This window comes from Pseudomonas corni (genome assembly GCF_057128765.1).
The window spans coordinates 180,903-194,203 of sequence record NZ_JBSKHW010000005.1 but is presented as its reverse complement, the minus strand read 5'-3'; the positions used below and the strand labels follow the sequence as shown (position 1 = coordinate 194,203).

Here is a 13,301-nt window from a genome sequence, read left to right as displayed (position 1 = left end):
TCGGTAAGGGGCAGACAGTGCTTTCGATTTTCAACACGCTCACCAAGAGCAAAGAAGTGTTCAAGCCGCTGGACGGCAACAAGGTGCGCATGTACGTCTGCGGGATGACCGTGTACGACTACTGCCACCTGGGCCACGGCCGCAGCATGGTGGCGTTCGACCTGGTGACCCGCTGGTTGCGTTTCAGCGGGTACGAACTGACCTACGTGCGCAACATCACCGACATCGACGACAAGATCATCAACCGCGCCCGTGAAAACGGCGAAGCGTTTGATGCCCTGACCGCTCGCATGATCGACGCGATGCACGAGGACGAAGCGCGTCTGAACATCCTCAAGCCGGACATGGAGCCGCGCGCCACTGACTACATCAGCGGCATGCACGACATGATCCAGACTCTGATTGACAAGGGCTACGCCTACGCGCCGGGCAATGGCGACGTGTACTACCGCGTCGGAAAATTCCTCGGCTACGGCAAGCTGTCGCGCAAGAAAATCGAAGATTTGCGCATCGGTGCGCGCATCGAGGTGGACGAATCCAAGGACGATCCTTTGGATTTCGTGCTGTGGAAGGGCGTCAAACCGGGCGAGCCAAGCTGGGAATCGCCTTGGGGGCCGGGCCGTCCGGGCTGGCACATCGAGTGCTCGGTGATGTCCACCTGCTGCCTGGGTGAGACCTTCGATATTCATGGCGGCGGCAGCGATCTTGAGTTCCCGCACCATGAAAACGAAATCGCCCAGAGCGAAGCCGCTACCGGCAAGACTTACGCTAACGCCTGGATGCACTGCGGCATGATCCGCATCAATGGCGAGAAGATGTCCAAGTCCTTGAACAACTTCTTCACCATTCGCGACGTGCTGGAAAAGTATCAGCCGGAAGTGGTGCGTTATCTGCTGGTGTCGAGCCACTACCGCAGCGCGATCAACTATTCCGAAGACAGCCTGAAGGAATCGAAGTCGGCGCTGGAGCGGTTCTACCATGCGTTGCGTGGCTTGCCGGTTGCAGAACCTGCGGGTGGCGAGGCGTTCGTCGAGCGTTTCACAGCGGCGATGAATGACGACTTCGGCACGCCGGAAGCTTGCGCGGTGCTGTTCGAGATGGTTCGCGAGATCAATCGGCTGCGTGACACCGATCTGGCCGCTGCGGCTGGGTTGGCTGCGCGCTTGAAGCAACTCGCCAGTGTGTTGGGAGTGTTGCAGCTCGAATCCGACGACTTCCTGCGTGCTGGCGCCGAAGGTCGAGTCGATGCGGTAGAAGTGGAGGCGCTGATTCAGGCGCGTCTGCAGGCACGCACCGATAAGAACTGGGCAGAATCGGACCGCATCCGCGACCAACTCACCGCCATGGGCGTGGTGCTGGAAGACGGGAAGGGCGCTACGACTTGGCGTTTGGCTGATTGATCATCGACGTCTGAAAAAACGCCATCGCGGGCAAGCGCGCTCCTACAAGGGGGCGCATTCCAACTGTAGGAGCGCGCTTGCCCGCGAAGACGTCATTGCAAGCCCCGCCAATCTCAAATCAAAACCCCTGCTCGCGCAGCCGCTTATAAAGCGTATTCCGGCTAACCCCCAGCCGCTTGGCCAGGTGCGAGATATTCCCTCCGCTTTCTTGCAGCAGCTCATTGAGGTCTTCGGTCGAGGCCAGGATGGCTTTGGCGTTCAGGGCTTCATGTGGGCGGGACGGTTCGCTGTCCATCTCCAGATCAGCAAAAAAATCTTCCGGTAAATGCTCGGCGCAGATGACCTCGTCGTCCGCCAGCGCCAGTGCCACCTGAATCACGTTGCTCAACTGACGCAAATTCCCCGGCCAGGGGTGGCGCTCGAACAACGCCATCACCTGCGCATCGAAGCCGGCCGTTTGCTGCGGCTCGCGGTGTTGCGTCCAAATACTGCGCACCAACGCAGCCTTATCGGTACGTTCGCGCAAGGGCGGCAGCTCAAGGTTCAGACCGCTGATGCGGTAATACAAATCCTGGCGGAAATGCCCGCTTTGCACCTGCTCACGCAGGGAACAGTGGGTCGCGGAAATCACCCGGATGTCCACCGGATACAGTTCACTGCTACCCAACGGCTGCACGCAGCGCTCCTGCAAAACCCGCAACAGCCGCGCCTGAACCGGCAACGGCATGTCGCCAATTTCGTCGAGAAACAACGTGCCTTTGTCCGCTTTGCGAATCAGGCCGATGCTGCCTTTATGGTGAGCACCGGTAAACGCGCCTTTCTCGTAACCAAACAGCTCGGCTTCCACCAGTTCCGACGGTATCGCCGCGCAGTTGACGGCAATCAGCGGCTGCTGCGCACGGGAGCTGGCCTGATGCAGGGCTTTAACGAACACCTCTTTGCCAACGCCGGTTTCACCGTGGATCAACAGCGGAACGTTCTTTTCCAATAATCGCTGCGCCTGGCGCGCGGCTTTGGCCACTCTCTCGTCACCAAAGCCCAGAGCCGCCAGTGATGCGGGTTCGCTGATCGGGGGTTTTTTCGCTGCTGGCACTTGGCGCAGCTGAACGACCTGCGCTTTGGGCTTTTTCAGCAGGCAATGAAAGCGGTTATGCCCCGACGCTTGAAGCGCGAACGGCTGACCTTCCGGTTGATCGAGCAATTGGGAAACCGGCGCCTTGAACAAGTCTTCAATATTGACCCGCAGCAGACTGACGCCCAGCAGATTGTCCGCACGGCGGTTGGCGCAGAGGATCTGCCCGCTCTCGTCGAACACCAGTAACCCGGCCCACTGACTGTCGAGATTGTTCAGGCCAGTGTTGAAGGTGAGCTGAAAGTAGCTGTGCTGGAACTGGTCAAGGATCAGCCGGTTTTCGATGGTCTGGCTCATCATCTTCACCATCCCCAAGGTGTGGGATGGCGGCAGGAAGCTGTCGCTGGAGACATCGAGCACGGCGATCATGCGGCGGCTGGCGTCGAAAATAGGTGCAGCGGAACCGGTCATGAAACGGTTTGCTTTGAGGAAATGCTCATCGTGTTCGATGTGCACAGCCTGTTCGCAGGCCAGTGCCGTTCCAATGGCATTGGTGCCCGTGGCTTGCTCAACCCACGTTGCCCCCGGCATGAATCCAAGGCTTTGCGCGGGCTCGGCAAAACGCTTGGTGCCCCAGGAGTTGAGCACCTGGCCTTGCTGGTCGGCGAGCAAGATCAGGCAATTGGAGTTACTAAGGATGTTTTCGTAGAAAGGCAGCACCTGCTGGTGGGTGGTCTGCACCAGCGATTGATGCCGTTCCAGCAGTTGCGCCACCTGCTGCTCGGGCAGTCGACCGAAGGCCGGACGCGATTGATGGTCCAGGCCGAACTCACGGCAGCGTGCCCATGAATCCTGAATGATGGTGTCGTGATTGCTGGAGATGCCAGGTAATGCCATGAGTATGAGTCCGCGCGTGTTTTTTATTTTTTTGCTTTGTTTTTTGTCAGCGGCTTGCATGAACGTCGGTGCCTGAAACATACCCCCATTGTTGTTCAGGATTGTTCAAAGTCAACGTTCATTTTGTTCAGGTGTTCAGTATTTGTTGTTCATTTTTGTTCATCAACGAATATCAATATTGCAGGTGATAGGCGTCGGAGGCTCTAGCGCGGGGCTTACCGCTCAGGACGCGTAATTGAACGGCGGTTGGCATGATTGTCGCTATCCAACAAGCGGGTCGACGAACGTTGCGACTTGAAATGCATAACTCTAATAAGAACTGAGAAAGGGCACGCCATGTCTCTCACGCTTGAGCACGTCAGCCGCGCAGTCGACGGTCAGATCTGGATCGATGATGCTTCGCTGAGCTTCGAACCCGGCTCATTCAACGTATTGCTGGGGCGCACCTTATCAGGCAAAACCAGCCTGATGCGCCTGATGGCCGGGTTGGACAAGCCGGACAGCGGCCGAGTACTGATGAATGGCAAAGATGTCACCAAGGTTGCGGTGCGCCATCGCAACGTTTCGATGGTGTATCAGCAGTTCATCAACTACCCGAGCATGACCGTCTTCGACAACATCGCCTCGCCGCTGCGCCAGGCCGGTGTCTCGAAAGAAGAAATCCAGAACAAGGTTCTGGAAACCGCAAAGATGCTGCGGATCGAAAAATTTCTCACCCGTTACCCCCTTGAACTCTCCGGCGGCCAGCAGCAGCGCACGGCCATGGCTCGCGCATTAGTCAAAGACGCCGAACTCATCCTGTTCGATGAGCCGCTGGTCAACCTGGATTACAAGCTTCGCGAGGAGCTGCGTCAGGAAATGCGCCTGCTGTTCGAAGCGCGCCACACCATCGCCATTTATGCCACCACCGAACCCAACGAAGCGCTGGCGCTGGGCGGCACCACTACCATCCTTCATGAAGGCCGGGTGATTCAGAGCGGCAGGACGCCAGAGGTGTATCACCAGCCGAAAACCGTGCTGGCCGCCGAGCTGTTCTCCGAGCCGCCGATCAACCTGATGCCAGGCCGCATAGAAGGCAACGAAGTCAGCTTCGCCAATTTCGTGCACTTCCCGCTCAACGTCGATCTGCGCAATATCGGTGATGGCGACTACCGCTTTGGCGTGCGTCCCAGCCATCTGAGCCTGGTGCCGTCCAATGACGACGATCTTGAGCTGGCAGTGACTGTGGAGCTCGCTGAAATCAGCGGTTCGGAAACCTTTCTTCATGTGCGCAACGAGCACTTCTCACTGGTGCTGCACTTGCCGGGCGTGCATGCCTACGACGTTGACGCGTCGATCCGCGTGTACATCCCGACGCACAAACTATTCGTATTCGATCAGCAGGGCCGCCTGATTCAGGCGCCGGGCCTGCGTATGGCGAGGGTTGCCTGATGGCTGAGATCCGTTTGCAAAACCTCGCTCATAGCTACAGTGCCACGCCGAGCGGGCCTGAAGATTATGCGATTCGCGAGATGAGCCACATCTGGGAACAGGGCGGCGCGTACGCGTTGCTTGGCCCTTCCGGCTGTGGGAAATCGACCCTGCTCAATATCATCTCCGGCCTGCTGAGCCCATCTGAAGGCCAGGTGATGTTCGATTCGACAGTCGTGAATACGATGTCGCCCGAGCAGCGCAACATCGCTCAGGTTTTCCAATTTCCGGTGGTTTACGACACCATGACGGTGTACGACAACCTGGCGTTTCCGCTGCGCAATCAGGGCATGGACGAAAAGAAGATCGAGATCAAAGTCGGAGAAATTGCCGATGTCCTGGACCTGCAACCGCTGCTGAAGAAGAAGGCCAAGAACCTCACTGCCGACGAGAAACAGAAAGTCTCGATGGGTCGTGGGCTGGTGCGCGATGACGTATCGGCGATTCTGTTCGACGAACCGCTGACTGTGATCGACCCTCATTTGAAGTGGAAACTGCGGCGCAAGCTCAAGCAGATCCACGAGCAGTTCAACATCACCATGGTCTACGTCACCCACGATCAGCTTGAGGCGTCGACCTTCGCTGACAAGATTGCGGTGATGTTCGGCGGTCAGATCGTGCAGTTCGGCACGCCACGGGAATTGTTCGAGAAGCCCCGGCACACCTTTGTCGGTTACTTCATCGGTAGCCCCGGCATGAACCTGATTGAGGTCACGCCGCAACCGGGTGGTGTCGGATTTGGCGACATTCATTTGCCGCTGTCCGAAGGTTTGCAGCAGCGCCTGGCTTCGACCCAGTGGAGCAGTCTGAAAGTCGGCATTCGTCCAGAGTTCGTGCATCTCTGGGACGGTCCTTACGACGACGCAATGTGCGCCGACGTGACCTACGTCGAGGATCTGGGTACTTACAAGATCATCACGCTGAAGCTGGCAGGGCAGTTGCTCAAAGTGCGCGTGCCGGAAGACAAACCGGTGCCACAGGGCCAGGCCTGGATCAGTTTTCCAGGGCAGTGGCTGATGCTGTATGCCGACGACTATCTGCTTGAAGCCAGCCCGGCGAGTGAGGTGCCCCATGAGTAAGGTGCAGAACAACAAGGCCTGGTGGTTGGTCATGCCAGTGTTCCTGCTGGTGGCTTTCAGCGCCATCATCCCGATGATGACCGTGGTCAACTATTCGGTGCAGGACATTTTCGACCAGTCCAGCCGCTACTTCGTCGGCACTGACTGGTTCAGGCAAGTCCTGCAGGATCCGCGTCTGCATGACTCACTGCTGCGTCAGTTCATTTATTCGGCCTGTGTGCTGCTGATTGAGATCCCGCTGGGTATCGCCATCGCCCTTACCATGCCGACCAAGGGGCGCTGGTCTTCGCTGTGTCTGATCGTCATGACCATTCCGCTGCTGATCCCGTTTAACGTGGTCGGCACCATCTGGCAGATCTTCGGCCGTGGTGATATCGGCCTGCTGGGCTGGTTTCTCAATAACGTGCTGGGCATCAGCTACAACTATGCAGCCAATGCCTCGGATGCATGGGTGACGGTGCTGATCATCGACGTCTGGCACTGGACCTCGCTGGTGGCGCTGCTGGCCTATTCCGGTCTGCGGGCGATTCCGGATGTGTATTACCAGGCGGCGCGCATTGATCGGGCGTCGAGCTGGGCGGTGTTCCGTCATATTCAGCTGCCGAAGATGAAGAGCGTGCTGTTGATCGCGGTGATGCTGCGCTTCATGGACAGCTTCATGATCTACACCGAGCCCTTCGTGCTCACCGGCGGCGGGCCGGGTAACTCGACCACCTTCCTCAGCCAGACACTGACCACCATGGCGCTGGGTCAATTCGACCTGGGCCCGGCGGCGGCATTCTCGCTGGTGTACTTCCTGATCATTCTGTTGGTGTCGTGGGTGTTCTACACCGCCATGACCCACGGCGAAAAGAACTGAGGAGCGGCTGATGAGCACGCGCGAAAGTGGTTCCTGGAAAAAGATTCTGCCGTTGTGGATTTACCTGGTGTTCCTGCTGCTGCCGATCTACTGGCTGGTGAACATGTCGTTCAAGACCAATACCGAAATCCTCGGCGGTCTGACGCTGTTTCCGCAGGACTTCACGCTAGCCAACTACAAGGTCATTTTTACCGACGAAAGCTGGTACAGCGGCTACATTAACTCGCTGTACTACGTGTGCCTGAATACCGTGATATCGCTGAGCGTGGCGTTGCCAGCGGCTTATGCGTTTTCACGCTATCGTTTCCTCGGTGACAAGCACCTGTTCTTCTGGCTGCTGACCAACCGCATGGCACCGCCGGCAGTGTTTCTGCTGCCGTTTTTCCAGCTGTATTCGTCTATCGGGCTGTTCGATACCCATATTGCCGTGGCGCTGGCGCATTGCTTGTTCAACGTGCCATTGGCGGTGTGGATTCTCGAAGGTTTCATGTCCGGTGTGCCGAAAGAAATCGACGAAACGGCTTACATCGACGGCTACAGTTTTCCGAAGTTTTTCGTGAAGATCTTCATTCCGTTGATTGGCTCAGGTATTGGCGTGACAGCGTTCTTCTGCTTCATGTTTTCGTGGGTCGAGCTGTTGCTGGCGCGCACACTCACCTCGGTCAACGCCAAGCCCATCGCGGCGGTAATGACCCGAACGGTGTCGGCATCGGGTATCGATTGGGGGGTGCTGGCAGCGGCGGGGGTGTTGACCATCCTGCCGGGCATGCTGGTGATCTGGTTCGTTCGCAATCACGTGGTCAAGGGCTTTGCTCTTGGTCGTGTCTGAGGAGTCGCTGATATGGAATGGATGGCCTGGACACTGCCCACCGCAATTTTCTTTGGCAGCATCGCCGCGATACTGGTCGGCATGACGGCTTGGGAATTGCGCTCGGCGAGTATTGAGCGGCGAGGTTTCTTGCCGATTTCCACCACCCGTGGTGATCGGTTGTTTATCGGACTACTCGGCAGCGCCTACCTGCATTTGCTGGTCATTGGCGCGACCGACTGGAGCATCTGGGTCGCGTCAGGGATTTCCCTGGTGTGGCTGTTGGTGGTCATGCGTTGGGGTTGAAGATTGAGTCGTAAGGGCGCCACTCAATTGTAGGAGCGCGCTTGCCCGCGATTGCGGTCTGTCTGCGAATGGTTTGCCGACTGACACTCTGCCTTCGCGGTCAAGCGCGCTCCTACAAGTCGTGCTACAGATTGGAAAGCGGGACTACATAAGAAAAAACACTGGAGGTGTCTATGTTCAATAAGAAAAACAAGCTGCGACATAGCGTGACGTTGGCAACCATGCTGACACTCACCGGCTTGAGCGTGTCGGCGTGGGCGGATCAGTACGAAGACGCAGCGAAGAAATGGGTCGGCAGCGAGTTCAAGCCTTCCACGCTCACCGCAGAGCAGCAACTGGAAGAGTTGAAGTGGTTCATCAAGGCCGCCGAACCGTTTCGCGGCATGAAAATCAAGGTGGTGTCGGAAACCCTGACCACCCATGAGTACGAATCCAAGACCCTCGCCAAGGCGTTCACTGAGATCACCGGCATCGAGCTGACCCACGACCTGCTGCAGGAAGGTGATGTCATCGAGAAGCTGCAGACGGCCATGCAGTCCGATAAAAGCATCTATGACGGCTGGGTCAACGACTCGGACCTGATCGGTACGCACTTCCGTTACGGCAAAGCTGAATCACTCACCGATCTGATGGCCAATGAAGGCAAGAACTTCACCTCGCCAACGCTGGACATCAAGGACTTCATCGGCACCTCGTTCACCACCGCGCCAGACGGCAAGCTCTACCAGCTGCCTGACCAACAGTTCGCCAACCTGTACTGGTTCCGCGCCGACTGGTTTGATCGCGCTGACCTGAAAGAGAAGTTCAAGGCCAAGTACGGTTACGAGCTGGGCGTCCCGGTCAACTGGTCTGCCTATGAAGACATTGCCAAGTTCTTCAGCGAAGACGTCAAGGAAATCGACGGCAAGAAAGTCTATGGCCACATGGACTACGGCAAAAAAGACCCGTCCCTGGGCTGGCGCTTCACCGATGCCTGGTTCTCCATGGCCGGCAGTGGCGACAAGGGCTTGCCAAACGGCTTGCCGGTGGACGAGTGGGGTATTCGCGTAGAGGATTGCCACCCGGTCGGTTCGAGCATCACCCGAGGCGGCGATACCAACGGCCCGGCGGCTGTGTTCGCAACCCAGAAATACATCGACTGGCTCAAGGCTTACGCGCCACCTGAAGCGGCGGGCATGACGTTCTCCGAGTCTGGCCCTGTGCCGTCCCAAGGCAACGTTGCGCAACAGATATTCTGGTACACCGCATTTACCGCCGACATGACCAAGCCTGGTCTGCCAGTCATGAATGCCGATGGCACGCCAAAATGGCGGATGGCGCCGTCGCCTAAAGGTCCGTACTGGAAAGAGGGCATGAAGCTCGGTTATCAGGACGTGGGTTCGTGGACTTTCCTCAAGGCGACGCCTGAAAAGCAACGTCTGGCGGCTTGGCTGTACGCGCAGTTCGTGACCTCGAAAACCGTATCGCTGAAGAAAACCATCGTTGGCCTGACGCCGATTCGTGAGTCGGACATCAACTCCAAAGAGATGACCGCACTGGCGCCGAAACTCGGTGGTCTGGTGGAGTTCTATCGCAGCCCGGCCCGTGTTCAATGGTCGCCAACCGGCACCAACGTTCCGGATTATCCGAAGCTGGCTCAGCTGTGGTGGAGCCATGTGGCCGAAGCTGTTACTGGCGAGAAAACCGCGCAAGCGGCCCTCGACGGTCTGGCCAAAGATCAGGACGCGATCATGACCCGTATCGAGCGCTCCAAGGTTCAGGACGCGAGCAATTGCGCACCGAAGATGAACCCGGAAACCTCGGCTGAAGAGTGGTACAAAAAAGCGGAAGCCAGCGGCGGCAAGTTCCTCGCGCCACAACGCAAACTGGCGAACGAGAAGCCGAAGGGCGAAACCATCAGCTATAGCGAACTGCTGAAAAGCTGGGAAGCGGCCAAGAAGTAAGTTCTGAAATCGCCTGACGCGGTGCTCTGTAGGAGCGAATTTATTCGCGAGGCGGCATAACTGGAACATCTGGTGTCGCCCCTCGCCAACAAGTTGGCTCCTACAGAAGCGCTGATGGAAGATATAAAAAAACGGCACCCTAGGGTGCCGTTTTTATTTGCCTGATCGGTCGGTATAGCTGATCAGCCGTGCAGCGTCTCGGCGGCGTACAGCGTGTTTTCCAGCAGGCAGGCGCGGGTCATGGGGCCAACACCGCCTGGCACGGGCGTGATCCAGCCAGCGCGGGGCAGGGCGGTCTCGTAGACCACGTCACCCACCAGCTTGCCGTCTTCCTGACGGTTGATACCGACGTCAATGACGATGGCGCCCGGCTTGATCCATTCACCCTTGACCAGCCCGGGCTTGCCGGCAGCAACCACCACCAGATCGGCGCGACCGACATGGCCTGCCAGATCCTGAGTGAAGCGGTGGGTCACGGTCACGGTGCAACCGGCGAGCAACAATTCCATCGCCATCGGACGGCCGACGATATTGGAGGCGCCCACCACCACTGCATCCTTGCCGTAGAGATCGACGCCGGTGCTTTCCAGCAGGGTCATGATGCCTTTGGGGGTGCAAGGACGAAGCAGCGGAATACGCTGGGCCAGACGGCCGACGTTATAAGGATGGAAACCGTCTACGTCTTTGTCCGGGCGGATGCGCTCCAGCAGGCTGGAGGCGTCCAGATGCTCTGGCAGCGGTAGTTGCAGCAGAATGCCGTCGATGGCCGCGTCGTCGTTCAGGCGATCGATGAGGTCAGTCAACTGGGTCTGGGTGGTTTCGCTGGGCAGGTCATAGGCCTGGGAAATGAACCCGACCTCTTCACAGTCTTTGCGTTTATGTGAGACGTAAACCTGAGAGGCGGGGTCGCTGCCGACCAGTATCACCGCCAGGCCCGGCGTGCGCAGGCCCTGCTCGTGACGCTCGGCGACACGTTTGGCGATCTGCTGGCGCAGGTTGGCTGCGATCGCTTTGCCGTCTATTAGTTTTGCAGTCATTACGCGTGATTAACCATCGGAAGGGAGGAAAAAAGAGCGCGCATTCTCGCATGACATCGCCCAAGGGCAAAGGCGGTTGGTCTGCATAATCCCCTAACCCCTTTAATTAACTGAATTTTTTAGAAAAAAGAGTTGACGACCTTTTAGACCGTCTATAAGATTCGTCGCACTTGTCGGGCACAGCCTAGCACTGAGTAGCCAGAAATGGCTGGCGAGGTCGGTAGGTTGATTGGGTCGGGTACGGTTTAGATCGGCTCAGCTTGATTGAAGCGCTTGGTTTGTAGTCGAAAGAATACAAATTATATAAGTGCCCGTAGCTCAGCTGGATAGAGCATCCGCCTTCTAAGCGGATGGTCGCAGGTTCGAGTCCTGCCGGGTGCGCCATTAACGGCAGCTTTGGCACAAGTAGCATTCAGTTTGAATGCGTCGGTTACAACGCAATATGGTGGGCGTAGCTCAGTTGGTAGAGCACGGGATTGTGACTCCCGTTGTCGAGGGTTCGATCCCCTTCGTCCACCCCATATTTGAAGGAGGCGCCAGACTCATAATCTGGCGCCTTTGCTTTAACAGCTTCAAACGCGGATGTGGTGGAATTGGTAGACACACTGGATTTAGGTTCCAGCGCCGCAAGGTGTGAGAGTTCGAGTCTCTCCGTCCGCACCAGTAAAAACCTTGAGAACTGCCTTGGCGTTCTCAGGGAATAGAAAAGCCGCCTAGTGCGGCTTTTTTTGTTTCAGCGTATTGGTTTCATGATGCAGCAACCCCGACGTTTGAATCAGTTGCAGGGTTGTCTGGACTGTTTCCAGGGACTGGATCGATATTCGGTCATGCTTCGCTTCCTTTATATAGGGGCGGATCAGGCCTGTCCCAGAGCGCTCGCGCCAGCCATTGGTGCACGCGGCGCATCCCTTGATTCGTTCCACTTTATTTACCCTCATTCAGTAGGGTGACTTCTTGAGTTTGACCCACTAGAATGCTTGCCCTTGATTCTGGGGTCGGAAACGGCCGGCTAACGTCTGTGCAACGAGGAATATCCATGCAAGTTTCTGTTGAAAATACTTCTACTCTTGAGCGCCGCATGACCATTGGCGTGCCAGCTGAGCGCATCGAGACCGAAGTCAACAAGCGTCTGCAGCAGACCGCACGTAAAGCCAAGATCCCGGGCTTCCGCCCAGGCAAAGTGCCTATGAGCGTGATCCGCCAGCGTTACGAAGACGGTGCTCGTCAAGACGCATTGGGCGACCTGATCCAGGCGACCTTCTACGAAGCCGTTGTAGAGCAAAAGCTGAACCCGGCAGGTGCTCCTTCTGTGGAGCCAAAATCCTTTGAAAAAGGCAAGGACCTGGAATACGTCGCTACTTTCGAAGTATTCCCTGAGTTCACCGTTGCCGGTTTCGAATCTGTTGCCGTTGAGCGTCTGTCCGCCGATGTGGCCGACAGCGACCTGGACAACATGCTGGAAATCCTGCGCAAGCAGAATGTTCGTTTTGAAGAGACCGATCGCGCTGCTCAGAACGAAGATCAACTGAACATCGATTTCGTGGGCAAGATCGACGGCGAAGAGTTCGCTGGCGGTTCCGCTACCGGCACTCAGCTGGTACTGGGCTCGGCTCGCATGATCCCTGGTTTTGAAGACGCTCTGGTTGGCGCCAAAGCTGGCGAAAAGCGTGTTCTGACCCTGACGTTCCCAGAGGATTATCAGAACCTGGAACTGGCCGGCAAGCCGGTTGAGTTCGATGTGACCGTCAACACCGTTTCCGAGCCGAAGCTGCCTGAGTTGAACGAAGCGTTCTTCAATCAGTTCGGCATCAAGGAAACCGGTATCGAAGGCTTCCGCACCGAAGTTCGCAAGAACATGGAGCGCGAGCTGCGTCAGGCGATCAAATCCAAGGTCAAGAATCAGGTAATGGACGGCTTGCTGGCCGCCAACCCGATCGAAGTGCCAAAAGCACTGCTGGAAAACGAAGTGAACCGTCTGCGTGTTCAGGCCGTTCAACAGTTTGGCGGCAACATCAAGCCAGACCAACTGCCGGCAGAGCTGTTCGAAGAGCAAGCCAAGCGTCGTGTCGAGCTGGGTCTGATCGTTGCTGAAGTGGTCAAGCAGTTCGACCTCAAGCCTGATGAAGATCGCGTTCGCGAGCTGATCAAGGAAATGGCTTCTGCTTACCAGGAGCCAGAGCAGGTTGTGTCCTGGTACTACAAGAACGAACAGCAAATGAACGAAGTGCGTTCGGTTGTGCTGGAAGAGCAAGTTGTGGATACTGTTTTGCAGAAAGCGAGCGTGACCGATAAAGCGGTCTCGTACGAAGAAGCTGTCAAGCCGGTAGAAGCTCCACAAGCCGACTGATTTCTCCTCTCGTTCGAAAACACCATAAGCCAGCCTTCGCGCTGGCTTATGCGTATTCAAGACATGACTATTTGGGAGTGAAT

Annotated in this window: 10 protein-coding genes and 3 tRNA genes; 11 read left to right on the top strand and 2 right to left on the bottom strand. The window is 57.0% G+C overall.

The annotated features are described in order from the left end of the window. The first annotated feature begins 17 nt into the window (after window positions 1-17). On the top strand, window positions 18-1,400 hold the full coding sequence (gene cysS, locus ACWKV9_RS11075; RefSeq protein ID WP_483836152.1) for a cysteine--tRNA ligase: 1,383 nt from the start codon (window positions 18-20) through the stop codon (window positions 1,398-1,400). A gap of 118 nt (window positions 1,401-1,518) precedes the next feature. Here the strand turns inward: cysS and ACWKV9_RS11070 are convergent, their stop codons facing one another. Then, entirely contained in the window at window positions 1,519-3,369 is a 1,851-nt protein-coding gene (locus tag ACWKV9_RS11070; RefSeq protein ID WP_483836151.1) for a sigma-54-dependent Fis family transcriptional regulator, read from the bottom strand. A gap of 336 nt (window positions 3,370-3,705) precedes the next feature. Between ACWKV9_RS11070 and ACWKV9_RS11065 the strand changes: the two genes are divergently transcribed. From ACWKV9_RS11065 to ACWKV9_RS11040, 6 genes are all read left to right on the top strand, one after another. Further along, window positions 3,706-4,800 (top strand): ABC transporter ATP-binding protein, encoded by a 1,095-nt coding sequence (locus tag ACWKV9_RS11065; RefSeq protein ID WP_483836150.1) that lies wholly within the window; start codon window positions 3,706-3,708, stop codon window positions 4,798-4,800. After that, window positions 4,800-5,918, top strand: coding sequence for an ABC transporter ATP-binding protein (locus ACWKV9_RS11060; RefSeq protein WP_483836149.1), 1,119 nt, complete (start codon window positions 4,800-4,802; stop codon window positions 5,916-5,918). The genes ACWKV9_RS11065 and ACWKV9_RS11060 overlap by 1 nt, the downstream gene beginning before the upstream one ends. Beyond that, on the top strand, window positions 5,911-6,777 hold the full coding sequence (locus ACWKV9_RS11055) for a carbohydrate ABC transporter permease (protein ID WP_483836148.1): 867 nt from the start codon (window positions 5,911-5,913) through the stop codon (window positions 6,775-6,777). Before ACWKV9_RS11060 ends, ACWKV9_RS11055 begins: the two co-directional genes overlap by 8 nt. Window positions 6,778-6,787: 10 nt before the next feature. Further along, complete coding sequence (locus ACWKV9_RS11050) at window positions 6,788-7,606, top strand: carbohydrate ABC transporter permease (protein ID WP_483836147.1); 819 nt, start codon at window positions 6,788-6,790, stop codon at window positions 7,604-7,606. A gap of 12 nt (window positions 7,607-7,618) precedes the next feature. Beyond that, window positions 7,619-7,891, top strand: coding sequence for a DUF2160 domain-containing protein (locus tag ACWKV9_RS11045; RefSeq protein WP_483836146.1), 273 nt, complete (start codon window positions 7,619-7,621; stop codon window positions 7,889-7,891). Between the two features lie 173 nt (window positions 7,892-8,064). After that, a complete protein-coding gene (locus ACWKV9_RS11040) occupies window positions 8,065-9,834 on the top strand; it encodes an ABC transporter substrate-binding protein (RefSeq protein WP_483836145.1) in 1,770 nt (589 codons plus the stop codon). A gap of 182 nt (window positions 9,835-10,016) precedes the next feature. Here the strand turns inward: ACWKV9_RS11040 and folD are convergent, their stop codons facing one another. Then, a complete protein-coding gene (gene folD, locus ACWKV9_RS11035) occupies window positions 10,017-10,871 on the bottom strand; it encodes a bifunctional methylenetetrahydrofolate dehydrogenase/methenyltetrahydrofolate cyclohydrolase FolD (protein WP_483836144.1) in 855 nt (284 codons plus the stop codon). A gap of 307 nt (window positions 10,872-11,178) precedes the next feature. Here folD and ACWKV9_RS11030 point away from each other — a divergent pair. From ACWKV9_RS11030 to tig, 4 genes are all read left to right on the top strand, one after another. After that, window positions 11,179-11,255 (top strand) — tRNA-Arg (locus ACWKV9_RS11030). A 61-nt stretch (window positions 11,256-11,316) separates the two neighbouring features. After that, window positions 11,317-11,392 (top strand) — tRNA-His (locus tag ACWKV9_RS11025). 57 nt (window positions 11,393-11,449) lie between these two features. Further along, window positions 11,450-11,534: transfer RNA gene (locus ACWKV9_RS11020), tRNA-Leu, on the top strand. Window positions 11,535-11,907: 373 nt separating this feature from the next. Beyond that, on the top strand, window positions 11,908-13,218 hold the full coding sequence (gene tig / locus ACWKV9_RS11015; protein ID WP_483836143.1) for a trigger factor: 1,311 nt from the start codon (window positions 11,908-11,910) through the stop codon (window positions 13,216-13,218). Window positions 13,219-13,301: the final 83 nt, after the last annotated feature.

Excerpts from the sequence above, each read along its gene's own strand:
- ACWKV9_RS11070 (WP_483836151.1), bottom strand. The coding sequence starts at position 3,369 with ATGGCATTACCTGGCATCTCCAGCAATCACGACACCATCATTCAGGAT.
- ACWKV9_RS11065 (WP_483836150.1), top strand. The coding sequence starts at position 3,706 with ATGTCTCTCACGCTTGAGCACGTCAGCCGCGCAGTCGACGGTCAGATC.
- ACWKV9_RS11060 (WP_483836149.1), top strand. The coding sequence starts at position 4,800 with ATGGCTGAGATCCGTTTGCAAAACCTCGCTCATAGCTACAGTGCCACG.
- ACWKV9_RS11055 (WP_483836148.1), top strand. The coding sequence starts at position 5,911 with ATGAGTAAGGTGCAGAACAACAAGGCCTGGTGGTTGGTCATGCCAGTG.
- ACWKV9_RS11050 (WP_483836147.1), top strand. The coding sequence starts at position 6,788 with ATGAGCACGCGCGAAAGTGGTTCCTGGAAAAAGATTCTGCCGTTGTGG.
- ACWKV9_RS11045 (WP_483836146.1), top strand. The coding sequence starts at position 7,619 with ATGGAATGGATGGCCTGGACACTGCCCACCGCAATTTTCTTTGGCAGC.
- ACWKV9_RS11040 (WP_483836145.1), top strand. The coding sequence starts at position 8,065 with ATGTTCAATAAGAAAAACAAGCTGCGACATAGCGTGACGTTGGCAACC.
- folD (WP_483836144.1), bottom strand. The coding sequence starts at position 10,871 with ATGACTGCAAAACTAATAGACGGCAAAGCGATCGCAGCCAACCTGCGC.
- tig (WP_483836143.1), top strand. The coding sequence starts at position 11,908 with ATGCAAGTTTCTGTTGAAAATACTTCTACTCTTGAGCGCCGCATGACC.